The 23,135-nt window shown below is 69.4% G+C and carries 18 protein-coding genes; 3 read left to right on the top strand and 15 right to left on the bottom strand.

Annotation, left to right across the window (positions count from 1 at the left end; all coding sequences use genetic code 11):
• Positions 1 to 6: 6 nt before the first annotated feature.
• Positions 7 to 2,790, top strand: coding sequence for a fumarate reductase/succinate dehydrogenase flavoprotein subunit (locus tag ACZ5DS_RS35820; protein ID WP_468247004.1), 2,784 nt, complete (start codon positions 7 to 9; stop codon positions 2,788 to 2,790).
• Positions 2,791 to 2,842: 52 nt separating this feature from the next.
• On the opposite strand, the gene recQ is transcribed toward ACZ5DS_RS35820, so the two are convergent.
• The gene (recQ, locus tag ACZ5DS_RS35815; RefSeq protein ID WP_468247003.1) at positions 2,843 to 4,843 is read right to left on the bottom strand and encodes a DNA helicase RecQ; all 2,001 of its coding nucleotides are present in this window, start codon (positions 4,841 to 4,843) and stop codon (positions 2,843 to 2,845) included.
• Between the two features lie 202 nt (positions 4,844 to 5,045).
• Here recQ and ACZ5DS_RS35810 point away from each other — a divergent pair, with 202 nt between their 5' ends.
• Positions 5,046 to 5,648 (top strand): Uma2 family endonuclease, encoded by a 603-nt coding sequence (locus tag ACZ5DS_RS35810; protein WP_468247002.1) that lies wholly within the window; start codon positions 5,046 to 5,048, stop codon positions 5,646 to 5,648.
• Positions 5,649 to 5,722: 74 nt separating this feature from the next.
• Here the strand turns inward: ACZ5DS_RS35810 and nuoN are convergent, their stop codons facing one another.
• From nuoN to ACZ5DS_RS35740, 14 genes are read right to left on the bottom strand one after another with little or no spacing between them, the layout of a single operon-like run.
• Positions 5,723 to 7,372, bottom strand: coding sequence for an NADH-quinone oxidoreductase subunit NuoN (nuoN, locus tag ACZ5DS_RS35805; RefSeq protein ID WP_468247000.1), 1,650 nt, complete (start codon positions 7,370 to 7,372; stop codon positions 5,723 to 5,725).
• On the bottom strand, positions 7,369 to 8,940 hold the full coding sequence (locus ACZ5DS_RS35800; protein ID WP_468246999.1) for an NADH-quinone oxidoreductase subunit M: 1,572 nt from the start codon (positions 8,938 to 8,940) through the stop codon (positions 7,369 to 7,371). The genes nuoN and ACZ5DS_RS35800 overlap by 4 nt, the downstream gene beginning before the upstream one ends.
• A 5-nt stretch (positions 8,941 to 8,945) precedes the next feature.
• A complete protein-coding gene (nuoL, locus tag ACZ5DS_RS35795) occupies positions 8,946 to 10,841 on the bottom strand; it encodes an NADH-quinone oxidoreductase subunit L (RefSeq protein ID WP_468246998.1) in 1,896 nt (631 codons plus the stop codon).
• Between the two features lie 15 nt (positions 10,842 to 10,856).
• Positions 10,857 to 11,156, bottom strand: a complete 300-nt coding sequence (nuoK, locus tag ACZ5DS_RS35790) for an NADH-quinone oxidoreductase subunit NuoK (protein ID WP_073901863.1) — start codon at positions 11,154 to 11,156, stop codon at positions 10,857 to 10,859.
• Positions 11,153 to 11,995 carry an NADH-quinone oxidoreductase subunit J gene (locus ACZ5DS_RS35785; RefSeq protein WP_468246995.1) on the bottom strand — a complete coding sequence of 281 codons (843 nt, stop codon included), beginning with the start codon at positions 11,993 to 11,995 and terminating at the stop codon, positions 11,153 to 11,155. The genes nuoK and ACZ5DS_RS35785 overlap by 4 nt, the downstream gene beginning before the upstream one ends.
• A complete protein-coding gene (nuoI, locus tag ACZ5DS_RS35780; RefSeq protein ID WP_468246994.1) occupies positions 11,992 to 12,594 on the bottom strand; it encodes an NADH-quinone oxidoreductase subunit NuoI in 603 nt (200 codons plus the stop codon). The genes ACZ5DS_RS35785 and nuoI overlap by 4 nt, the downstream gene beginning before the upstream one ends.
• Entirely contained in the window at positions 12,587 to 13,945 is a 1,359-nt protein-coding gene (nuoH, locus tag ACZ5DS_RS35775) for an NADH-quinone oxidoreductase subunit NuoH (RefSeq protein ID WP_468246992.1), read from the bottom strand. The genes nuoI and nuoH overlap by 8 nt, the downstream gene beginning before the upstream one ends.
• A complete protein-coding gene (locus ACZ5DS_RS35770) occupies positions 13,942 to 16,446 on the bottom strand; it encodes an NADH-quinone oxidoreductase subunit G (protein WP_468246990.1) in 2,505 nt (834 codons plus the stop codon). Before ACZ5DS_RS35770 ends, nuoH begins: the two co-directional genes overlap by 4 nt.
• Entirely contained in the window at positions 16,443 to 17,789 is a 1,347-nt protein-coding gene (nuoF, locus tag ACZ5DS_RS35765; RefSeq protein WP_468246988.1) for an NADH-quinone oxidoreductase subunit NuoF, read from the bottom strand. Before nuoF ends, ACZ5DS_RS35770 begins: the two co-directional genes overlap by 4 nt.
• Positions 17,789 to 18,571: an NADH-quinone oxidoreductase subunit NuoE gene (nuoE, locus tag ACZ5DS_RS35760; protein ID WP_468246986.1), complete on the bottom strand. Its 783-nt coding sequence runs from the start codon at positions 18,569 to 18,571 to the stop codon at positions 17,789 to 17,791. Before nuoE ends, nuoF begins: the two co-directional genes overlap by 1 nt.
• On the bottom strand, positions 18,568 to 19,890 hold the full coding sequence (locus tag ACZ5DS_RS35755) for an NADH-quinone oxidoreductase subunit D (RefSeq protein ID WP_468246985.1): 1,323 nt from the start codon (positions 19,888 to 19,890) through the stop codon (positions 18,568 to 18,570). The genes nuoE and ACZ5DS_RS35755 overlap by 4 nt, the downstream gene beginning before the upstream one ends.
• Positions 19,887 to 20,651: an NADH-quinone oxidoreductase subunit C gene (locus ACZ5DS_RS35750; RefSeq protein WP_468246982.1), complete on the bottom strand. Its 765-nt coding sequence runs from the start codon at positions 20,649 to 20,651 to the stop codon at positions 19,887 to 19,889. Before ACZ5DS_RS35750 ends, ACZ5DS_RS35755 begins: the two co-directional genes overlap by 4 nt.
• Complete coding sequence (locus tag ACZ5DS_RS35745) at positions 20,648 to 21,202, bottom strand: NuoB/complex I 20 kDa subunit family protein (protein WP_023547484.1); 555 nt, start codon at positions 21,200 to 21,202, stop codon at positions 20,648 to 20,650. Before ACZ5DS_RS35745 ends, ACZ5DS_RS35750 begins: the two co-directional genes overlap by 4 nt.
• Before the next feature lie 15 nt (positions 21,203 to 21,217).
• Positions 21,218 to 21,577 (bottom strand): NADH-quinone oxidoreductase subunit A, encoded by a 360-nt coding sequence (locus ACZ5DS_RS35740; protein WP_007383963.1) that lies wholly within the window; start codon positions 21,575 to 21,577, stop codon positions 21,218 to 21,220.
• 745 nt (positions 21,578 to 22,322) lie between these two features.
• On the opposite strand from ACZ5DS_RS35740, the gene ACZ5DS_RS35735 reads away from it, so the two are divergent.
• Positions 22,323 to 23,132, top strand: a complete 810-nt coding sequence (locus ACZ5DS_RS35735) for a C40 family peptidase (RefSeq protein ID WP_468246980.1) — start codon at positions 22,323 to 22,325, stop codon at positions 23,130 to 23,132.
• Positions 23,133 to 23,135: the final 3 nt, after the last annotated feature.

Genomic DNA, 23,135 nt, shown 5'->3' with positions numbered 1-23,135 from the left:
ACCCTGGTGACCACCCTCGCGAACGCCCCCGCTCAGACCCCCCTGGAGCTCCCCGCCGTCACCGATGCCGAGGAGCTGACCTGCGACGTCCTCGTCGTCGGCGGCGGCACCGCCGGCACCATGGCCGCCCTGACCGCCGCCGGACGCGGCGCACGTGTCCTGCTGCTGGAGAAAGCCCACGTCCGCCATTCCGGAGCGCTCGCCATGGGCATGGACGGCGTCAACAACGCGGTCGTCCCCGGCCGCGCCGAGCCCGACGACTACGTCGCCGAGATCACCCGCGCCAACGACGGCATCGTCGACCAGTCCACCGTCCGCCAGACCGCCACCCGCGGCTTCGCGATGGTCCAGCGGCTGGAGTCGTACGGCGTCAAGTTCGAGAAGGACGAACACGGGGGCTACGCGGTCCGCCAGGTGCACCGCTCGGGTTCGTACGTGCTGCCGATGCCGGAGGGCAAGGACGTCAAGAAGGTCCTGTACCGGCAGTTGCGGCGGCGGGAGATGCGGGAGCGGATCCGCATCGAGAACCGGGTGATGCCGGTCCGCGTGCTGACCGCGCCCGATGACGGGCGGGCCGTGGGCGCCGTCGGCTTCCACACCCGCACCGGCGCCTTCGTCACCGTCCGGGCGGGCGCGGTGATCCTCGCGACCGGCGCCTGCGGCCGCCTCGGCCTGCCCGCCTCCGGCTACCTCTACGGCACCTACGAGAACCCCACCAACGCCGGCGACGGATACGCCATGGCCTACCATGCCGGCGCCGAGCTGACCGGCATCGAGTGCTTCCAGATCAACCCGCTGATCAAGGACTACAACGGCCCCGCCTGCGCCTACGTCGCCAACCCCTTCGGCGGCTACCAGGTCAACCGGCACGGCGAGCGGTTCGTCGACTCCGACTACTGGTCCGGGCAGATGATGGCGGAGTTCGCGGCGGAGGTCGCCAGCGACCGCGGCCCGGTCTACCTCAAGCTGAGTCACCTGCCCGAGGAGTCGATCTCGGCCCTGGAGTCCATCCTGCACTCCACCGAGCGGCCCACCCGGGGCACCTTCCACGCCGGGCGCGGGCACGACTACCGGACCCACGACGTCGAGATGCACATCTCCGAGATCGGCCTGTGCGGCGGCCACTCCGCCTCCGGCGTCCGCGTCGACGAGCGCGCCCGCACGACCGTCCCCCGCCTCTACGCCGCCGGCGACCTGGCCTGCGTTCCGCACAACTACATGATCGGCGCCTTCGTCTTCGGCGATCTCGCGGGCGCGGACGCCGCCCAGTACACGGCATACGAGGGCGAGCTTCCCGCGGACCAGGTGCGCGAGGCGCACGAACTGATCTACCGCCCGCTGCGTAATCCGGACGGCCCGCCGCAGACCCAGGTCGAGTACAAACTGCGCCGCTTCGTGAACGACTACGTGGCACCCCCCAAGTCCGGGGCCCGCCTCTCCCTCGCGTTGGAGGCCTTCGAGCGGATGCGCGCCGACATCGCCGCGATGGGTGCCCGCACCCCGCACGAGCTGATGCGCTGCGCCGAGGTCACCTTCATCCGCGACTGCGCGGAGATGGCCGCCCGTGCCTCCCTCGCCCGTACCGAGTCCCGCTGGGGGCTCTATCACGACCGCATCGACCACCCCCGGCGCGACGACGCCTCCTGGTTCCACCACCTCGATCTGCACAAGTCCCCCTCTGGTGCGATGGAGTTCACGGCCCGGCCCGTGGCTCCCTATCTGGTGCCGGTCGAGGGCTTCGCCCCGTCCGGCGGTCCGTCCCGGCGGCTGGGCGAGGTCCGACCCGAGGACGTCGCCACAGCCGGCCCGCGTGACATGGCACCGGACGCGGCCGGACCGACGTCCGCTCGGACCACCGGTTCCCCGGACCCGAGCGGCTCTGCCGGTACCGCCTCGCCCCGACTTCTGGAACTGCTGGAACTGGCCGAGGAGGAGCCCGAACTCGCCTCCCTGAGGCCCTACTTGTCGGACCCCGATCCCGCGGTCCGCCGTACCGCCGTCTCGGTCCTCACCGAAACCGTGCCGCCCGGCACCGGACAGGTCCTGGCCGGTGCGCTCGCCGACCCCGACGCAGAGGTCCGCGCGGCCGCCGCGGCCTCACTGCGCGAACTCGTCGAGACCCTGACGCCCGAGCCCGCCCTGGGCACCGCCCTCACCGGCGCCCTCTCCGAGGCCGACCCCGTGGTCCGCGCCGCCGCCCTCGACGTCCTGCGCGCCCTGGGACTGGGCGAAGCCGCCGTGTTCGCCACCGCCTTGGACGACCCCGATGTCTCCGTCCGCATCGAGGCGGTACGCGCCCTCGTCTCGGTCGACGCGGCCCAGCTGCTGGCGGGCGCGGCGGACGATCCCTCCCGGGAGGTCCGCGTCACCCTGGCCAAGGCGCTGGCCACCGTCAGCCCGGCACCTCTGCAGCCGCAGGCCCGCAACCTGCTCACCCACACCCTGGACCGGCTCACCGAGGACATCGACCCTCTGGTGCGCGGGGCCGCACTGGGTGCGCTGGCAACGGCCGGCTGCCCGGCGCCGCTCGCCGCCCGTGCCGTGGCCGCCCTTTCCGACCCGGCCTGGCAGGTTCGCTCCGGTGCCGCCACCGCGCTGTCGGTCGCACCGCCCGGCACGGCCGTCCCCGCCCTCGCCAAGGCTCTCGCCGATCCGAACGCCGATGTGCGCAAGGCGGCGGTCCTGGCCCTGACCCGGCACCACGCCACTGAGGAAGCCCGCGCGGCCCTGGCCACGGCCACGACCGACTCCGACGCGGACGTCAGGGCCTATGCGGCACGGGGACTGTGACGACCCCACCCTTCCGCCTCGCCTCAGGCGACGTTCCTGAGGCTCCGGCTCGCTACATCCAGTCGTCCGGCTCCGGCTCCTCCCCCGGCTCGGGCCACAGATCCTCGGGGGACTCGCCGGGGGCGGGGGCGGCCCCGCCCGCCGGTGCGGCACCGGCCGCCACGCCAGGGCCGTCCAGGGAGTTGAGTACCTCGAGCACGCCCTCCCCGTACGTTGCCAGCTTCTTCTCGCCGACCCCGCTCACCGTACCCAGCTCCCGCACCGAGCCGGGCCGACGGGTGACGATCTCCCGCAGGGTGGCGTCGTGGAAGATGACGTACGCCGGGACGCCCTGCTCGCGGGCCTGTTCGGCGCGCCAGGCGCGCAGGGCCTCGAAGGCGGGGAGCAGCTCGTCGGGCAGCTCGGCCACGGCGGCCTTGGCCTTGCGCTCGCCTCGGCCTGAGCCGCTCGCACCCGACCGGGAGGTGGCCGGCTTCCTCGGCTCCTTGCGCAGCGGCACCTCACGCTCGCTCCGCAGCACCGCACCGCTCGCCTCGGTGAGCACCAGCGTGCCGTACTCGCCCTCGACCGCGAGCAGACCCTGGGCAAGCAGCTGCCGGACGACGCCCCGCCACTCTCCCTCGGCGAGGTCCTGGCCGATGCCGAACACGGACAGCTGGTCGTGGTCGAACTGGATCACCTTGCCGGTGCGCTTGCCGAGCAGGATGTCGACGATCTGCACGGCGCCGAACTTCTGCCCGCGCTCCCGCTGCAGCCGTACCACCGCCGACAGGACCTTCTGCGCGGCGATCGTGCCGTCCCAGGTCTCCGGCGGGGTGAGGCAGGTGTCGCAGTTGCCGCAGCCCGCGGCGGAGGGATCCTGCCCGAAGTAGGCGAGCAGTTGGCCGCGCCGGCACTGGGCGGTCTCGCACAGGGCGAGCATGGCGTCCAGGTGGGCGGCGGTGCGGCGGCGGAACGCCTCGTCGCCCTCGCCGGACTGGATCAGCTTGCGCTGCTGGATGACGTCGTTGAGGCCGTAGGCCATCCAGGCGGTGGAGGGCAGGCCGTCGCGGCCCGCGCGACCCGTCTCCTGGTAGTAGCCCTCGATCGACTTGGGCAGGTCCAGGTGGGCGACGAACCGCACGTCCGGCTTGTCGATGCCCATGCCGAAGGCGATGGTCGCGACCACGACCAGGCCGTCCTCGCGCAGGAACCGGGACTGGTGAGCCGCGCGCGTGCCCGCGTCCAGGCCCGCGTGGTAGGGCACCGCCGCGATGCCGTTGGCGGTCAGGAACTCGGCCGTCCGCTCCACCGAGTTGCGGGAGAGGCAGTACACGATGCCGGCATCACCCGCGTGCTCGTCCCTCAGGAAGGCGAGCAGCTGCTTCCGGGGGTCGGCCTTGGGCACGATCCGGTACTGGATGTTGGGCCGGTCGAAGCTGGCGACGAAGTGGCGGGCCGTCGGCAGGTTCAGCCGCTGGGTGATCTCCTGGTGCGTGGCGCGGGTGGCCGTGGCCGTGAGGGCGATCCTCGGGACGTCCGGCCAGCGCTCGCCGAGCAGGGAGAGGGCCAGGTAGTCGGGGCGGAAGTCGTGGCCCCACTGGGACACACAGTGCGCCTCGTCGATCGCGAAGACGGAGATCTTGCCGCGCGAGAGCAGGTCGAGCGTGGCCTCCACCCGCAGCCGCTCCGGGGCGAGGTACAGCAGGTCCAGTTCGCCCGCGAGGAACTCGGCCTCGACCACGCGCCGCTCGTCGAAGTCCTGCGTGGAGTTGATGAAGCCGGCCCGCACGCCGAGGGCGCGCAGGGCGTCCACCTGGTCCTGCATCAGCGCGATCAGTGGCGAGATCACCACGCCGGTACCGGGTCTGACGAGGGCCGGGATCTGGTAGCACAGCGACTTGCCGCCGCCGGTCGGCATGAGGACGAGGGCGTCTCCGCCCGCCACCACATGCTCGATGATCTCTTCCTGCTCGCCGCGGAAGGCCTCGTACCCGAAGACCCGGTGCAGTGTGGCCAGCGCCTCGCTCGCGGTCGCCTCTGGCATCTCCTTGATCACGCCCGTCCCGCGCATTGTCGTGTCCCCCCTACGTCGTCCCTCGACCACTGCTTCCACGATAGGGGGCTCCGCCGACAGCCCCCCGAGTTATCCACAGGCCGGCCGCCGTGCGTCCGCGTCAAGGACACGACCCTCGTTCACACGTTCGCGGGAGACTCGCCCGTTTCCGGCCGATAGTCTGAATGCACCGGCGAGACTCCGTCCCATGGGAGCACTGATGAGCGTCGCACCGAAGGCGTCCACGTCCAGCTGGCCGACGCCGCCGAAGGGCGGCTGGACCGCCGACGACCTGGACCGGCTTCCGAATCTCCCTCCGCACACGGAATTGATCGACGGGAGCCTGGTCTTCGTGAGTCCGCAGACTCTTTTTCACGCACGCGCTGTCGACTTCTTCAACTGGCAGCTCCAGTCGCTGGCGCCCGAGGAATTCGAGGTCATCCGCGAGTTCACGATCGACATCGACCGCCAGAACCGGCCCGAACCAGACGTGGTCGTTGTGCAGGCGGACGTGGTGGAGGACCCTTACCAGACCCGCTTCCCGGTGGAATCCGTCGTCCTGGCCATCGAAGTCGTCTCCGAGGACTCCGTCTCCCGTGACCGCGAGACCAAACCCCTGAAGTACGCCCGCGCGAAGATCCCCCACTACTGGCGGGTCGAGAACGAGAAGGGCCGGGCCGCTGTGCACGTCTTCGAGCTGGAACCGACGACCGGCACCTACACCAGCACCGGCATCTTCCGCGAACACATGAAGGTGGACGTGCCGTTCCCGGTGGATCTCGACCTGACGCAGATCAAGGCGCGCCGCGACAAGAATCAGTGACCCCGGAAACACACCGCTGCCCGGCACCCTCACGAAGGAGAGTGCCGGGCAGCGTCATGTACAAAGGCGGTGCGTCAGCGCACAAATACTCCCGCCTGGCTCGCCAGGTCCAGGAAGTACTGCGGCGCCACACCGAGCACCAGCGTGACCGCCACGCCCATCCCGATCGCCGCCATGGTCAGCGGCGACGGCACGGCCACGGTCGGTCCCTCGGGATTCGGCTCGCTGAAGAACATCAGCACGATCACGCGGATGTAGAAGAACGCGGCGATCGCCGAGGAGATCACACCGACCACGACCAGCGGAGCCGCGCCACCGTCCGCCGCCGCCTTGAAGACGGCGAACTTCCCGGCGAAACCGGAGGTCAGCGGGATACCGGCGAAGGCCAGCAGGAACACCGCGAACACGGCCGCCACCAGCGGTGAACGGCGCCCGAGCCCGGCCCACTGGGACAGGTGGGTGGCCTCGCCGCCCGCGTCGCGCACCAGCGTGACCACCGCGAAGGCGCCGATCGTCACGAAGGAGTACGCGAGCAGATAGAACAGGACGGACGACACACCGTCCTGGGACGTCGCGATGACACCCGCGAGGATGAATCCGGCGTGCGCGATGGACGAGTACGCCAGCAGCCGCTTGATGTCGGTCTGCGTGATCGCGATGATCGCACCGCCCAGCATGGTGATGATCGCAACCGCCCACATGACCGGCCGCCAGTCCCAGCGCAGGCCCGGCAGGACGACGTACAGCAGGCGCAGCAGCGCGCCGAACGCCGCCACCTTCGTCGCCGCCGCCATGAAGCCGGTCACCGGGGTGGGCGCGCCCTGGTAGACGTCGGGCGTCCACATGTGGAACGGCACCGCGCCCACCTTGAACAGCAGGCCCATCACGATCAGGGCGCTGCCGAGCAGCAGCAGTGCGTCGTTGCCCATGGTGTTGGCCAGCGCCGGGTCGACGTTGGTGACCGTGCCGTCGACGACCTGCGCGATGCGCGCGTACGACACCGAGCCCGCGTAGCCGTACAGCAGGGCGATGCCGAACAGCGTGAACGCCGAGGCGAACGCACCGAGCAGGAAGTACTTGACCGCGGCCTCCTGCGACATCAGCCGCTTGCGGCGGGCCAGCGCGCACAGCAGGTACAGCGGCAGGGAGAAGACCTCCAGGGCCACGAACAGCGTCAGCAGGTCGTTGGCCGAGGGGAACACCAGCATGCCGGCGATCGCGAAGAGCAGCAGCGGGAAGGCCTCGGTGGTGGTGAACCCGGCTTTCACGGCGGCCTTTTCGCTGTCGCTGCCCGGCACGGAGGCGGCCTGCGCGGCGAAGGAGTCGACCCGGTTGCCGTGCGCCGCCGGGTCCAGGCGCCGCTCGGCGAAGGTGAACAGGCCGACCAGACCGGCCAGCAGGATCGTGCCCTGCAGGAACAGGGACGGTCCGTCGACCGCGATCGCGCCCATGGCCGCGATGTGCGCCTTCGTGGTGCCGTACCCGTCCGCCGCCAGCGCGACGACCGCGGCGAACGCGGCACACAGCGCTACGCCGGACACGAACACCTGCGCGTAGTAGCGGGACCGGCGCGGGAAGAACGCCTCGACCAGCACCCCGACCACCGCCGCGCCGACGACGATCAAGGTCGGCGACAATTGCCCGTATTCGATCTTCGGTGCCGGGATCTTCGCGATCGGCTCGGCCGCGGTTGTCCACAGGCTGTGGACGGCTGTTGCACTCACTTGGCCGCCTCCACCGAGGGCTTGGGGTCGGTCTTGTGTACGTCGGACATGGTCTGCTTGACCGCCGGGTTGACGATGTCCGTGACGGGCTTCGGGTAGACGCCCAGGAAGATCAGCAGCACGATCAGCGGGGCGACGACCACCAGCTCGCGCGCGCGGAGGTCGGGCATCGCCGAGACCTCGGGCTTCACCGGGCCCGTCATCGTGCGCTGGTACAGCACGAGGGTGTAGAGCGCGGCGAGGACGATGCCGAAGGTGGCGATGATGCCGATCGCCGGGTAGCGCGCGAACGTGCCGACCAGGACCAGGAACTCACTCACGAACGGCGCGAGTCCGGGCAGCGAGAGGGTGGCCAGGCCGCCGATCAGGAAGGTGCCGGCGAGCACCGGCGCGACCTTCTGCACACCGCCGTAGTCGGCGATGAGCCGCGAGCCGCGCCGGGAGATCAGGAAGCCGGCGACCAGCATCAGCGCGGCCGTGGAGATGCCGTGGTTGACCATGTAGAGCGTGGCGCCGGACTGCCCCTGGCTGGTCATCGCGAAGATGCCCATGATGATGAAGCCGAAGTGCGAGATCGACGCGTAGGCCACCAGGCGCTTGATGTCCCGCTGGCCGACCGCGAGCAGCGCGCCGTAGACGATGCTGATGAGCGCCAGTACGAGGATGGCGGGCGTCGCCCACTTGCTGGCCTCCGGGAACAGCTGGAGGCAGAAGCGGAGCATCGCGAAGGTGCCCACCTTGTCGACGACCGCGGTGATGAGGACGGCGACCGGAGCGGTGGACTCCTGCATGGCGTTGGGCAGCCAGGTGTGCAGCGGCCACAGCGGCGCCTTCACCGCGAAGGCGAAGAAGAAGCCGAGGAACAGCCAGCGTTCGGTGCTCGTCGCCATGTGCAGCGAGCCGTTGACGCGCGCCTGCGCGATCTCCGTGAGCGAGAAGTTCCCCGCGACCACGTAGAGGCCGATCACCGCGGCCAGCATGATCAGACCGCCGACGAGGTTGTAGAGCAGGAACTTCACCGCGGCGTACGACCGCTGCGTCGAGGCCGCCTTCTCGCCATGCTCGTGGGCACGGTCCCCGAAGCCGCCGATGAGGAAGTACATCGGGATGAGCATGGCTTCGAAGAAGATGTAGAAGAGGAAGACGTCGGTGGCCTCGAAGGAGATGATCACCATCGCCTCGACGGCCAGGATCAGGCCGAAGAAGCCCTGGGTCGGGCGCCACCTCTTGCTGCCCGTCTCCAGCGGGTCGGCGTCGTGCCAGCCCGCGAGGACGATGAACGGGATCAGCAGGGCGGTCAGCGCGAGGAGGGCGACCGCGATGCCGTCGACGCCCAGCTCGTACCTGACCCCGAAGTTCTTGATCCAGGCGTGGGATTCGGTGAGCTGGTAGCGGGCGCCGTCCGGGTCGAAGCGGACCAGGACGGTGATCGCCAGGGCGAGTGTGGCGAGCGAGACCAGCAGCGCCAGCCACTTGGCGGCGGTGCGCTGCTTGGCCGGTACGGCGGCCGTGGCGACCGCCCCGAGGGCCGGGAGCGCCGCCGTCGCTGTCAGCAGAGGAAAGGACATCGGTATCAGACCGCCCTCATCAGCAGGGTCGCGGCGACCAGGAGTGCCGCACCGCCGAACATCGAGACCGCGTAGGAGCGGGCGAAGCCGTTCTGGATCCGGCGCAACCGCCCGGACAGGCCGCCGAAGCCGGCCGCCGTGCCGTTGACGACGCCGTCGACCAGGGTGTGGTCGACGTACACCAGGGAGCGTGTGAGGTGCTCTCCGCCACGTACCAGCACGACGTGGTTGAAGTCGTCCTGGAGCAGGTCGCGGCGGGCCGCCCGGGTGAGCAGCGAACCGCGCGGGGCGACGACCGGGACGGGCCTGCGGCCGTACTGCGCCCAGGCGATGCCGACGCCGATGGCCAGGCACACCATCGTCGCGCCCGTGACCGCTGCCGCGCTGAGCGGCGAGTTGCCCTCGCTGTGGCCGGTGATCGGCTCCAGCCAGTTCAGGAAGCGGTCGCCGATGCTGAACAGGCCACCGGCGAAGACCGACCCGAACGCGAGCACGATCATCGGGATCGTCATGACCCTGGGCGACTCGTGCGGGTGCGGCTCGTTGCCGTTCTCGTCGGGCTGCCAGCGCTTCTCGCCGAAGAACGTCATCAGCATCACGCGCGTCATGTAGAAGGCGGTGATGGCCGCGCCCAGGAGGGCCGCGCCGCCGAGGATCCAGCCCTCGGTGCCGCCCTTGGCGAAGGCCGCCTCGATGATCTTGTCCTTGGAGAAGAAGCCGGACAGGCCCGGGAAGCCGATGATGGCGAGGTAGCCGAGGCCGAAGGTGATGAACGTGACCGGCATGTACGTGCGCAGGCCGCCGTACTTGCGCATGTCGACCTCGTCGTTCATGCCGTGCATGACGGAACCCGCACCGAGGAACAGCCCGGCCTTGAAGAAGCCGTGCGTGACCAGGTGCATGATCGCGAAGACGTAGCCGATGGGGCCGAGGCCGGCGGCGAGGATCATGTAGCCGATCTGCGACATGGTCGAGCCGGCCAGCGCCTTCTTGATGTCGTCCTTCGCGCAACCGACGATCGCACCGAAGAGGAGCGTGACGGCGCCGACCACGGTGACGGCGAGCTGGGCGTCCGGGGCCGCGTTGAAGATCACTCCCGAGCGGACGATCAGGTACACGCCCGCGGTCACCATCGTCGCCGCGTGGATGAGGGCCGAGACCGGGGTCGGGCCCTCCATCGCGTCCCCGAGCCAGGACTGCAGCGGAACCTGGGCGGACTTGCCGCAAGCCGCGAGCAGGAGCATCAGGGCGATGGCGGTGAGCTTGCCCTCGGAGGCGTCGCCGACGTGACTGAAGACCGGCCCGAAGGCGAACGACCCGAAGGTCGTGAACATCAGCATGATCGCGATCGACAGGCCCATGTCGCCGACACGGTTGACGAGGAAGGCCTTCTTCGCCGCCGTGGCCGCGCTGGGCTTGTGCTGCCAGAAGCCGATCAGCAGGTAGGAGGCGAGACCGACGCCCTCCCAGCCGACGTACAGCAGCAGGTAGTTGTCGGCGAGGACGAGCAGCAGCATCGCCGCGAGGAACAGGTTCAGATAGCCGAAGAAGCGGCGGCGCCGCTCGTCGTGCTCCATGTACCCGACCGAGTACAGGTGGATCGCCGAGCCGACGCCCGTGATCAGCAGCACGAACGTCATCGACAGCTGGTCCAGGCGGAAGGTGACGTCCGCCTGGAAGCCGGCCACCGGGACCCAGCTGAACAGGTGCTGGAACAGGGTGCGGTGCTCGGCGTCCTGGCCGAGCAGGTCGGCGAAGAGGATCAGGCCGAACACGAAGGAGACGGCCGACAGGAGCGTGCCGATCCAGGGGCCGACGGCGTCCAGCCGCCGGCCGCCGACCAGCAGGACGGCCGCTCCGAGCAGGGGCGCCGCGATGAGCAGCGCGATCAGATTCTCCACGATTCTTCCGACCCCTTACAGCTTCATCAGGCTGGCGTCGTCGACCGAGGCCGAGTGGCGGGTGCGGAACAGCGACACGATGATCGCGAGGCCCACCACGACCTCCGCGGCGGCGACGACCATCGTGAAGAAGGCGATGATCTGGCCGTCGAGGTTGCCGTGCATCCGGGAGAAGACGACGAACGCGAGGTTGCAGGCGTTGAGCATCAGCTCGATGCACATGAACACGACGATCGCGTTGCGCCTGATCAGCACTCCGGTCGCGCCGATGGTGAACAACAGGGCCGCGAGGTAGAGGTAGTTGACGGGGTTCACTTCGACGCCTCCTCGGGCCGCTTGAACGTCGTCGGCTCGATCGCGGTCCGCTCCAGGCGTTCCTCGGAACGCTGTTCCAGGGCCCGCAGGTCGTTGAGTGCCTCCGCCGACACGTCACGGATCTGGCCGCGCTCGCGCAGCGTCTTGTTGACGGTCAGCTCGGACGGCGTGCCGTCGGGCAGCAGGCCCGCGATGTCCACGGCGTTGTGCCGGGCGTAGACACCGGGGGCGGGCAGCGGCGGCAGGTGCTTGCCCTCGCGGACGCGCTGTTCGGACAGCTCGCGCTGGGTCTTGGCACGCTCGGTGCGCTCGCGGTGGGTGAGCACCATGGCGCCGACGGCGGCCGTGATCAGCAGGGCGCCGGTGATTTCGAAGGCGAACACGTACTTGGTGAAGATGAGGGACGCGAGGCCCTCCACGTTGCCGTTCGCGTTCGCCTGGCCCGTGCCGTCGAACTCCTTCAGGGAGGCGTTCCCGATGCCGGCGAACAGCAGGACGCCGAAGCCGACCCCGCACAGCAGGGCCAGCCAGCGCTGGCCCTTGATGGTCTCCTTCAGCGAGTCCGCGGCCGTCACGCCGACGAGCATCACCACGAAGAGGAACAGCATCATGATCGCGCCGGTGTAGACGACGATCTGCACGATCCCGAGGAAGTAGGCACCGTTGGCGAGGTAGAAGATCGCCAGGACGATCATGGTCCCGGCGAGACAGAGCGCGCTGTGCACGGCCTTCTTCATGAAGACGGTGCACAGGGCGCCGATCACCGCGATCGTGCCGAGGACCCAGAACTGGAAGGCCTCGCCGGTGGAGGTGGTGTAGGCGGCGAGCTGCGCGCTCATGCGTCCACCTCCTCTTCCTGGGGCTTCTCGCCCTTGGAAACGGCCACCTGCTGTACGGTCCCCGGCGCGGCCTCCGTCACCAGGCCCCGGTAGTAGTCCTGTTCGTCCGTCCCCGGGAAGATCGCGTGGGGCGTGTCGACCATGCCCTCTTCGAGGCCGGCGAGCAGCTGTTCCTTGGTGTAGATGAGGTTGGCGCGGCTGGAGTCGGCCAGTTCGAACTCGTTGGTCATCGTCAGCGCGCGCGTGGGGCACGCCTCGATGCACAGCCCGCACAGGATGCAGCGGGCGTAGTTGATCTGGTAGACGCGGCCGTAGCGCTCGCCCGGGGAGTAGCGTTCCTCGTCGGTGTTGTCGGCGCCCTCCACGTAGATGGCGTCGGCGGGGCAGGCCCAGGCGCACAGCTCGCAGCCGACGCACTTCTCCAGGCCGTCCGGATGGCGGTTGAGCTGGTGCCGTCCGTGGAAGCGCGGAGCCGTGGTCTTCTGCTGCTCCGGGTACTGCTCGGTCAGCCGCTTCTTGAACATGGCCTTGAAGGTCACGCCGAAGCCGGCCACGGGATTCTGGAAACCGGGTTTGGTCCCCTTGGGTTCCTCAGCCATCGGACGCCTCCTTTCCATCCGAAGATCCGTCACTGACAGTGTCCGATCCGCCACTGACAATCAGCTCCCGATCGCGGCGCGGTCGGCGCCTCGGCACCGGCGACGGCTCCTGTCCGGGCAGTGGCGGTACGGGGAATCCGCCCGCCATCGGGTCGAATTGCCGGGCTGCGGGCTGCTCGACCGCCTTCGCCTTCTCGCGGAACATGTCGGCGATGAAGGAGATCAGCAGCAGGGCGAGGACACCGCCGCCGACGTAGAGGGCGATGTCGGCGAAGTCGTAGTTCTCGTTGCGCAGGGCTCGCACGGTCGCGACGAGCATCAGCCAGGTCACGGAGACCGGGATGAGGACCTTCCAGCCGAGCTTCATCAGCTGGTCGTAGCGGACCCGCGGGAGCGTGCCGCGCAGCCAGATGAAGAAGAACAGCAACAGCTGGACCTTGATGACGAACCAGAGCAGCGGCCACCAGCCGTGGTTCGCGCCCTCCCAGAAGCCGCTGATCGGCCACGGGGCGCGCCAGCCGCCCAGGAACAGCGTGGTCGCCACGGCCGAGACCGTCACCATGTTCACGTACTCGGCGAGCATGAACATCGCGAACTTGATCGAGGAGTACTCGGTGTTGAAGCCGCCGACCAGGTCGCCCTCGGACTCCGGCATGTCGAAGGGGGCGCGGTTGGTCTCGCCGACCATCGTGGCGATGTAGAGGATGAAGGAGACCGGCAGCAGCAGGATGTACCAGCGGTCGTGCTGCTGCTCGACGATCGTGGACGTCGACATCGACCCCGAGTAGAGGAACACGGAGGCGAACGCGGCGCCCATCGCGATCTCGTAGGAGATCATCTGCGCGCAGGAGCGGAGGCCGCCGAGCAGCGGGTAGGTGGATCCGGAACTCCAACCCGCCAGCACGATGCCGTAGATGCCGACGGAGGCGACCGCGAGGATGTAGAGGATCGCGATCGGCAGGTCGGTGAGCTGCATCGTGGTGCGGTGGCCGAAGATCGAGATCTCGTTGTCCGCCGGGCCGAAGGGGATCACCGCGATCGCCATGAAGGCCGGGATGGCCGCGACGATCGGCGCGAGGACGTAGACCGCCTTGTCCGCGCGCTTGACGATGAGGTCTTCCTTGAGCATCAGCTTCACGCCGTCGGCGAGCGACTGGAGCATGCCCCAGGGGCCGTGCCGGTTGGGGCCGATGCGCAGCTGCATCCAGGCGACGACCTTGCGCTCCCAGACGATGGAGAACAGCACGGTCACCATCAGGAAGGCGAAGCAGAACACCGCCTTGACGACGACCAGCCACCAGGGGTCGCGGCCGAACATCGAGAGGTCTTCAGCGGCGAGGTACGGGCTCATGCCTCCACCTCCTTGGGGGCCTTGTCGGCGAGTGCCGCCGGGCCGATGCGGACGAGGGAGCCGGGCTGTGCGCCGGTGTCGGAGGCGACCCCCGCGCCGACGGAGTTCAGCGGGAGCCAGACCACCCGGTCGGGCATCTCGGTGATCTGGAGCGGGAGTTCGGTGGTGCCGGCCGGTCCGGTGACGGCGAGGACGTCGCCGTCCTTGACGCCCGCCTCGGCGGCCGTCGCGGCCGACACGCGCGCGCGTGCCGCGTGCCGGGTGCCGGCCAGTGCCTCGTCACCCTTCTGCAGGACGCCCTGGTCCAGCAGCAGCCGGTGCCCGGCGAGCACGGCCTCCCCCAGGGCGGGGCGGGGCAGCACACCCGCGGACTCCCTGGGCTCGGTGGCCCGCAGGCCGTCCCAGGCGCCGAGCCGGTCGATCTCCGCGCGTGCGGTGCGCAGATCCGGCAGGCCCAGATGGACGTCCATGGCGTCGGCCAGCATCTGCAGCACGCGCCCGTCGGTCGGGGCGAGGGGGCGGGTCATCTGGTCGGGCTTGAGCGCGGCCTCGAAGAAGCGCACGCGGCCCTCCCAGTTGAGGAAGGTGCCGGCCTTCTCGGCGACCGCGGCGACCGGCAGGACGACGTCGGCGTGCTCGGTGACCTCGCTGGGCCGCAGCTCCAGCGACACCAGGAAGCCGACGCTGCCGAGTGCCTCACGCGCGCGTGCCGGGTCCGGCAGGTCGGCGACCTCCACACCGGCGATCAGGAGCGCGGACAGTTCGCCGGTGGCGGCGGCCTCGATGATCTGGTGGGTGTCGCGGCCGTAGCGCAGCGGCAGTTCGGCGAGCCCCCAGGCGGCGGCGACCTCCTCCCGCGCCCGCGGGTCGGTCGCGGGGCGGCCGCCCGGCAGCAGCGACGGCAGCGCGCCCGCCTCGACGGCGCCGCGCTCCCCCGCCCGCCGCGGGATCCACACCAGCTGCGCGCCGGTCGCGGCCGCCGCGCGTACGGCGGCCGTGAGCCCGCCGGACACGGCGGCGAGCCGCTCTCCTACGACGATCAGCGCGCCCTCGGTGCGCAGGGCCTCGGCGGCCTTGGCACCGGGGTCCTCCAGGCCGAAGCCGCTCGCGAGGGCGTCCAGCCACTCGGTCTCGGTGCCGGGAGCGGCCGGCAGCAGCGTGCCGCCCGCCTTCTCCAGGCCGCGGGTGGCGTGTGTGGCCAGCGCGAACACCTGCTGCTTGTGCCCCCGCCAGGCCTTGCGCAGCCGCAGGAAGACGCCGGGCGCCTCCTCCTCCGACTCGAAGCCGACGAGCAGAACGGCGGGCGCCTTCTCCAGCGAGGTGTACGTGACGCCCGTACCGTCGAGGTCACGGCCTCGGCCGGCCACCCGGGCCGCCAGGAAGTCGGCCTCCTCGCCGCTGTGCACGCGCGCGCGGAAGTCGATGTCGTTCGTGTCGAGCGCCACGCGCGCGAACTTGCTGTACGCGTACGCGTCCTCGACGGTCAGGCGGCCGCCGGTGAGGACGCCGGCCCGGGAGCGGGCCGCGCTGAGCCCGCGCGCGGCGGCCTCCAGCGCCTCCGGCCAGGAGGCGGGCTCCAGGACGCCGTCGGCGCCCCGCACGAGCGGGGTGTCCAAGCGGTCCCTGAGCTGCGCGTACCGGAACGCGAAGCGTCCCTTGTCGCAGATCCACTCCTCGTTGACCTCGGGGTCGTGGGCGGCGAGCCGCCGCATGACCTTGCCGCGCCGGTGGTCGGTACGGGTGGCGCAGCCGCCGGAGCAGTGCTCGCACACCGACGGCGAGGAGACGAGGTCGAAGGGGCGGCTGCGGAAACGATAGGCCGCCGAGGTGAGCGCGCCGACCGGGCAGATCTGGATGGTGTTCCCGGAGAAGTACGACTCGAAGGGGTCGCCCTCGCCGGTGCCGACCTGCTGGAGCGCGCCGCGTTCGAGCAGCTCGATCATCGGGTCGCCGGCGATCTGGTTGGAGAAGCGGGTGCAGCGGGCGCACAGCACGCACCGCTCGCGGTCGAGCAGCACTTGCGTGGAGATCGGGACGGGCTTCTCGTACGTCCGCTTGCGGCCCTCGAAGCGGGACTCCGCGTTGCCGTGCGACATGGCCTGGTTCTGCAGCGGGCACTCGCCGCCCTTGTCGCAGACCGGGCAGTCCAGAGGGTGGTTGATGAGCAGCAGCTCCATCACCCCGTGCTGGGCCTTCTCGGCGACCGGGGAGGTGAGGTGGGTCTTCACCACCATCCCGTCCGTGCACGTGATCGTGCAGGACGCCATCGGCTTGCGCTGGCCCTCGACCTCGACGATGCACTGACGGCAGGCACCGGCCGGGTCCAGGAGGGGGTGGTCGCAGAAGCGGGGGATCTCGATGCCGAGCTGCTCGGCGGCCCGGATGACCAGGGTGCCCTTGGGCACGCTGAGTTCGACGCCGTCGATCGTCAGCGTGACGAGGTCTTCCGGCGGGACCGCCGCCTCTCCCCCTCCGGAGGGAGCACTGGTGGTCACGGTCATGCGTTCACCTCCGGGCGGTCCGCCCAGGCCGTCGACTTGGCCGGGTCGAAGGGGCAGCCCCGGCCGGTGATGTGCTGTTCGTACTCCCCGCGGAAGTACTTCAGCGAGGAGAAGATCGGTGAGGCCGCGCCGTCGCCGAGGGCGCAGAAGGACTTGCCGTTGATGTTGTCGGCGATGTCGTTCAGCTTGTCGAGGTCGGACATGACGCCCTTGCCGGCCTCGATGTCCCGCAGCAGCTGCACCAGCCAGTACGTCCCTTCGCGGCAGGGTGTGCACTTGCCGCAGGACTCGTGGGCGTAGAACTCGGTCCAGCGGGTCACCGCCCGCACCACGCAGGTCGTCTCGTCGAAGCACTGCAGGGCCTTCGTGCCGAGCATGGAACCCGCGGCGCCCACTCCTTCGTAGTCAAGAGGGACGTCGAGGTGCTCGTCGGTGAACATCGGCGTCGAGGAGCCGCCCGGCGTCCAGAACTTCAGGCGGTGCCCGGGCCGCATGCCGCCGCTCATGTCGAGGAGCTGGCGGAGCGTGACGCCGAGCGGCGCCTCGTACTGGCCGGGGCTCGCGACGTGGCCGCTGAGCGAGTAGAGCGTGAAGCCGGGCGACTTCTCGCTCCCCATCGACCTGAACCATTCCTTGCCGTTTTTCAGGATGGCGGGAACTGACGCGATCGATTCGACGTTATTCACCACAGTCGGACAGGCGTAGAGGCCTTCCACCGCAGGGAAGGGGGGACGGAGCCGCGGTTGACCACGGCGGCCTTCGAGCGAGTCGAGCAGTGCGGTCTCCTCACCGCAGATGTACGCGCCGGCGCCGGCGTGCACGGTGAGTTCGAGGTCGAGTCCGCTGCCCAGGATGTTCTCGCCGAGGTAGCCCGCCGCGTAGGCCTCGCGCACGGCCTCGTGCAACCGCCGCAGAACGGGGACGACTTCACCACGCAGATAGATGAAGGCATGCGACGACCTGATGGCATAGCACGCGATCACCATGCCCTCGATGAGGCTATGCGGGTTCGCGAAGAGGAGCGGGATGTCCTTGCAGGTCCCGGGCTCCGATTCGTCGGCGTTGACAACTAGATAGTGCGGTTTTCCATCACCCTGCGGAATGAACTGCCACTTCATTCCGGTCGGGAATCCCGCGCCACCGCGCCCGCGCAGACCGGAGTCCTTGACGTACGCGATCAGGTCGTCCGGCGACATGGCGAGCGCCTTGCGGAGCCCCTCGTACCCCTCGTGCCTCCGGTAGACGTCCAGAGTCCAGGACCGGTCCTCGTCCCAGAAGGCCGACAGCACGGGTGCGAGCAGCTTCTCGGGGCTGGTGTCCTTGAGTTCAGGCGTCACGGTCATCACTCCCCCTCCTCTTCGGCCTGGCCCGCGGACGGCGCATCCTGAGGTTCCTGGGCACGCGGATGGACCACGCGCGCGGGTGCGGCCTCTCCCCTTGCCAGGCGGAGGCCCACCAGCGAGGCGGGTCCCGCGCTGCCGCTCTCCTCGACGGCCCCTGGCCGCTCGTCGGGGAAGCCCGCCAGGATCCGCGCGGTCTCCTTGAAGGTGCACAGCCGCGCCCCGCGCGTGGGCTCGACGGGATGCCCCGCGCGCAGGTCGTCGACCAGGCGTTTGGCGCTGCCGGGCGTCTGGTTGTCGAAGAACTCCCAGTTGACCATCACGACCGGTGCGAAGTCGCAGGCCGCGTTGCACTCGATGTGCTCCAGGGTGATCTTTCCGTCGTCGGTGGTCTCGCCGTTGCCGACGCCCAGGTGCTCCTGGAGGGCCTCGAAGATCGCGTCGCCGCCCATCACCGCGCACAGCGTGTTGGTGCACACCCCGACCTGGTAGTCACCGGACGGCTTGCGTCGGTACATGGTGTAGAAGGTGGCGACCGCGGTGACCTCGGCCGTGGTCAGGCCCAGCATGTCCGCGCAGAACTTCATGCCGGTGCGCGTGACGTGGCCCTCCTCCGACTGCACGAGGTGGAGCAGCGGCAGCAGGGCGGACCGGGAGTCCGGGTAGCGCGCGATCACTTCACGCGCGTCCGCCTCCAGCCGGGCCCGGACGTCGTCCGGGTACGCGGGTGCGGGCAGTTCGGGCATGCCCAGGCTGACGCCCCGCTCAGAGGAACTGGTGGTCACCGGTCGACGCCTCCCATCACGGGGTCGATGGACGCGACGGCGACGATGACGTCGGCGACCTGGCCGCCCTCGCACATCGCCGCCATGGCCTGCAGGTTGGTGAAGGACGGGTCGCGGAAGTGGACCCGGTAGGGGCGGGTGCCGCCGTCGGAGACGACGTGCACCCCGAGTTCGCCCTTGGGCGACTCGACGGCCGCGTACGCCTGTCCGGGCGGGACGCGGAAGCCTTCGGTGACCAGCTTGAAGTGGTGGATCAGGGCCTCCATGGAGGTGCCCATGATCTTCTTGATGTGGTCGAGGGAGTTACCGAGACCGTCCGGTCCCAGGGCGAGCTGGGCGGGCCAGGCGATCTTCTTGTCGGCGACCATGACCGGGCCGGGCTGGAGCCGGTCCAGGCACTGCTCGACGATCCTGAGCGACTGGCGCATCTCCTCCAGGCGGATCAGGAAGCGGCCGTAGGCGTCGCAGCTGTCGGCGGTCGGGACGTCGAAGTCGTACGTCTCGTAGTCGCAGTACGGCTGCGTCTTGCGCAGGTCGTGCGGGAGACCCGTGGCGCGCAGGATCGGGCCGGTGCAGCCGAGGGCCATGGCCCCGGACAGGTCGAGGTAGCCGATGTCCTGCATGCGGGCCTTGAAGATGGGGTTCCCGGTGGCGAGCTTGTCGTACTCCGGGAGGTTCTTCTTCATCTTCTTCACGAACTCGCGGATCTGGTCCACCGCGCCGGGCGGCAGGTCCTGGGCGAGTCCGCCGGGCCGGATGTACGCGTGGTTCATGCGCAGGCCCGTGATGAGCTCGTAGAGGTCGAGAATCATTTCACGATCACGGAATCCGTAGATCATGATCGTGGTGGCACCGAGTTCCATACCGCCGGTGGCGATGCACACCAGGTGCGAGGACATCCGGTTCAGCTCCATCAGGAGCACCCGGATGATCTTGGCTCGCTCGGTGATCTCTTCCTCGATGCCGAGGAGCTTCTCGACGGCGAGGCAGTAGGCGGTCTCGTTGAAGAAGGACGTCAGGTAGTCCATGCGCGTCACGAACGTGGTGCCCTGCGTCCACGTGCGGTACTCGAGGTTCTTCTCGATCCCGGTGTGGAGGTAGCCGATGCCGCAGCGGGCCTCGGTGACCGTCTCGCCCTCGATCTCCAGGATCAGGCGGAGCACCCCGTGGGTGGACGGGTGCTGGGGACCCATGTTGACGACGATGCGCTCGTCGTCGGCGCGGGCCGCGGACTGGACGACCTCGTCCCAGTCGCCACCGGTGACCGTGTACACGGTGCCTTCGGTGGTCTCGCGTGCCGATGCTGACTGCGTGCTCACGAGTACGACCTCCGCTGGTCCGGAGCCGGGATCTGGGCGCCCTTGTACTCGACGGGGATGCCGCCGAGGGGGTAGTCCTTGCGCTGCGGGTGGCCCTGCCAGTCGTCCGGCATCATGATCCGCGTCAGGGCCGGGTGACCGTCGAAGACGATGCCGAAGAAGTCGTAGGTCTCGCGCTCGTGCCAGTCGTTGGTCGGATAGACGGAGACCAGGGACGGGATGTGCGGGTCGGCGTCGGGGGCGCTGACTTCGAGGCGGATCAGCCGGTTGTGGGTGATCGAGCGCAGGTGGTAGACGGCGTGCAGCTCGCGGCCCTTGTCGTGCGGGTAGTGGACGCCGCTGACGCCGGTGCACAGCTCGAAGCGCAGGGCCGGGTCGTCGCGCAGGGTGCGGGCGGTGCGGACCAGGTGCTCGCGTTCGATGTGGAAGGTCAGCTCGCCGCGGTCGACGACCGTCTTCTCGATGGCGTTCTCGGGGAGGAGTCCCTGTTCCTCCAGGGCGCCCTCCAGCTCGTCGGCGACCTCGTCGAACCAGCCGCCGTAGGGCCGGTTCGCCGGTCCCGGGAGCCGGACCGAGCGGACGAGGCCGCCGTAGCCGGAGGTGTCTCCTCCGTTGTTGGCGCCGAACATGCCGCGCTGGACGCGGATCTCCTCGCCGCCCTGGCCGCGCTGGCCGGGGAGGTTGGAGGCGGCGAGGTCCTTCTCGGGGTTCACCCCGTTCGCGGACCCGTTCACGCCGTTGGTGCCGTTCGCGTCGCTCACCGCAGCAGCCCCTTCATCTCGATCGTGGGCAGGGCCTTGAGCGCCGCCTCCTCCGCCTCGCGGGCCGCCTCCTCGGCGTTCACGCCGAGCTTGGAGGTCTGGATCTTGTGGTGGAGCTTGAGGATGGCGTCCATCAGCATCTCGGGCCGGGGCGGGCAGCCGGGGAGATAGATGTCGACCGGGACGATGTGGTCGACGCCCTGGACGATCGCGTAGTTGTTGAACATGCCGCCCGAGGAGGCGCAGACGCCCATGGAGATCACCCATTTCGGGTTGGGCATCTGGTCGTAGACCTGCCTGAGGACCGGCGCCATCTTCTGGCTGACCCGGCCGGCGACGATCATCAGGTCCGCCTGCCTCGGCGAGCCGCGGAAGACCTCCATGCCGAAGCGCGCGAGGTCGTAGCGGCCGGCGCCGGTGGTCATCATCTCGATGGCGCAGCAGGCCAGGCCGAAGGTGGCCGGGAAGACGGACGCCTTGCGCACCCAGCCCGCGGCCTGCTCGACGGTGGTGAGCAGGAAGCCGCTCGGCAGCTTTTCTTCGAGTCCCATATCTCTAAAGGCCCCTCAGTCCCATTCCAGGCCGCCGCGCCGCCATACGTACGCGTAGGCGACGAAGACGGTGAGCACGAAGAGCAGCATCTCCACGAGCCCGAAGACACCCAGGGCGTCGAAGGTGACGGCCCAGGGGTAGAGGAAGACGATCTCGATGTCGAAGACGATGAAGAGCATCGCCGTCAGGTAGTACTTGATGGGGAAGCGCCCGCCGCCGGCCGGCGTGGGGGTCGGCTCGATACCGCACTCGTAGGCCTCGAGCTTCGCGCGGTTGTACCGCTTCGGACCGATCAGCGTGGCCATGACCACGGAGAAGATCGCAAAGCCTGCCCCGAGGGCTCCCAGTACGAGGATGGGCGCATACGCGTTCACCGCTCCTCGCTCCTCTCAGTCGGCGCTGACTGCTGGCGGTTGCACTGGGCTCACGTCCGCCTCACCGGTCCCACGAGCCCCGCGCGTCCCGGGCGAAGATCGAGAACATGTGAAGCAGGTCACAAGCCCAACTGCCTCGCATCTTATGCCCGCCACTCTGTGATCTGCGACACGGGGTATTGCACAAGCTTTGTGATCTCCACCACCTGACGAAGGATCATGAAGTCGGATGATGAGTGATCTTCGTACGCGAAGCGTTCAGGTGATCACCAGAAGTGACAATTTCGCTCGTCGTCGCAGGCCGGGAGGGTCGTCTCCATATCAAGAGAGTTCCGCTGCATGCAAATTGGCGCTGGACTCGTCGCCCTGCTAGAGGGGCGCGTTCACACATCAGAGGGAGGTCCGGAGCGGGGTGTGGACGCGGGGTGGATGCGTGCACGCGTTCACGAAGTCCCGCCCGCGCGGGACGCCGCCCTTCCGGTAATCGTTCCGTGACCTCCGCCACATCCATGAGAAGGGTCTGAGAACCGGGCTTGGCCATCCACCCGAACCAGTGGTAGGCGCGGGGCAATTCGGACGTAATGATCAAAGACCGTGATCAACGGCTTGATCACGGGCGTCCGCAATGTCCGTTACGGCGTCAATAAAGAGCGACACGCCCGGGATTCCAGGTCTCGATTGAACAACTGTGGCGCAGCCCACGTTTCTTGAAGATATGAAGGAGCCCCTGGTACCGGTTATTCCCATGTCCCACACCGCTCACATACGCAGCCACCGGAAGCCCCGCCGCAGCGCGTCGACCATCGTCGTGCGGGCCGGTGTTGCCGGTGGCGTCCTCAGCTCCCTGGCAGTCGCCGGGGCGTCCGGTTCGGCGAACGCTGCCGAGCCGGTGACGCAGACCCTCGAACTGCCCACCCTGACGGCCGACCTGGCCGCTCAGGTCGCCCAGTCCGCGGACGCCACGCAGCTGACCGCCGCGAACTACCAGCTGCAGGCCGAGCGTGACCAGGCCGCCGCGAATGCCGCGAAGCAGGCCAAGGCGGACCTCGCGGACGCGAAGCAGAAGGCGGCGGAGGCCAAGAAGAAGGCCCAGGAGGCCGCCCGCAAGGCCGCCGCCGAGCGTGCGTCGCGCAATGCGGAGCGGACGACGCTGTCCACCAAGGCGGGCACCGGCGACTCCACGAGCACCTCCACGGCCACCGGTTCGGCCGCGGCGGTCCTCGCCTTCGCCAAGGCGCAGATCGGCAAGAGCTACGTGCTGGGTGCCTCCGGCCCCAACGCCTGGGACTGCTCCAGCCTCGTCCAGGCCGCCTTCAAACAGGTGGGCGTCAGCCTGCCGCGCGTCTCCCAGGACCAGTCGACCGCCGGCACCCAGGTCTCGCTGAGCAACCTGCAGCCGGGCGACATCCTGTACTGGGGCAGCGCGGGCAGCGCGTACCACGTGGCGATCTACGCCGGCGACGGCATGTTCGTCGGCGCGCAGAACCCCTCCACCGGCATCGTGGAGAAGCCGCTGTCGTACGACCCGCCGACCGGCGCCGTGCGGGTGCTCTGAGCG

The sequence above is a fragment of the Streptomyces sp. NPDC031100 genome, assembly GCF_055570785.1.
The sequence above is the reverse complement of the archived record's forward strand: the minus strand, read 5'-3'. Positions and strand labels throughout refer to the sequence as shown.

What these genes read in the sequence shown, in the direction of transcription:
- recQ (WP_468247003.1), bottom strand. Translation starts at nt 4,843, where the DNA reads ATGCGCGGGACGGGCGTGATCAAGGAGATGCCAGAGGCGACCGCGAGC.
- ACZ5DS_RS35810 (WP_468247002.1), top strand. Translation starts at nt 5,046, where the DNA reads ATGAGCGTCGCACCGAAGGCGTCCACGTCCAGCTGGCCGACGCCGCCG.
- ACZ5DS_RS35800 (WP_468246999.1), bottom strand. Translation starts at nt 8,940, where the DNA reads ATGTCCTTTCCTCTGCTGACAGCGACGGCGGCGCTCCCGGCCCTCGGG.
- ACZ5DS_RS35785 (WP_468246995.1), bottom strand. Translation starts at nt 11,995, where the DNA reads ATGAGCGCGCAGCTCGCCGCCTACACCACCTCCACCGGCGAGGCCTTC.
- nuoI (WP_468246994.1), bottom strand. Translation starts at nt 12,594, where the DNA reads ATGGCTGAGGAACCCAAGGGGACCAAACCCGGTTTCCAGAATCCCGTG.
- nuoH (WP_468246992.1), bottom strand. Translation starts at nt 13,945, where the DNA reads ATGAGCCCGTACCTCGCCGCTGAAGACCTCTCGATGTTCGGCCGCGAC.
- ACZ5DS_RS35770 (WP_468246990.1), bottom strand. Translation starts at nt 16,446, where the DNA reads ATGACCGTGACCACCAGTGCTCCCTCCGGAGGGGGAGAGGCGGCGGTC.
- nuoF (WP_468246988.1), bottom strand. Translation starts at nt 17,789, where the DNA reads ATGACCGTGACGCCTGAACTCAAGGACACCAGCCCCGAGAAGCTGCTC.
- ACZ5DS_RS35745 (WP_023547484.1), bottom strand. Translation starts at nt 21,202, where the DNA reads ATGGGACTCGAAGAAAAGCTGCCGAGCGGCTTCCTGCTCACCACCGTC.
- ACZ5DS_RS35735 (WP_468246980.1), top strand. Translation starts at nt 22,323, where the DNA reads ATGTCCCACACCGCTCACATACGCAGCCACCGGAAGCCCCGCCGCAGC.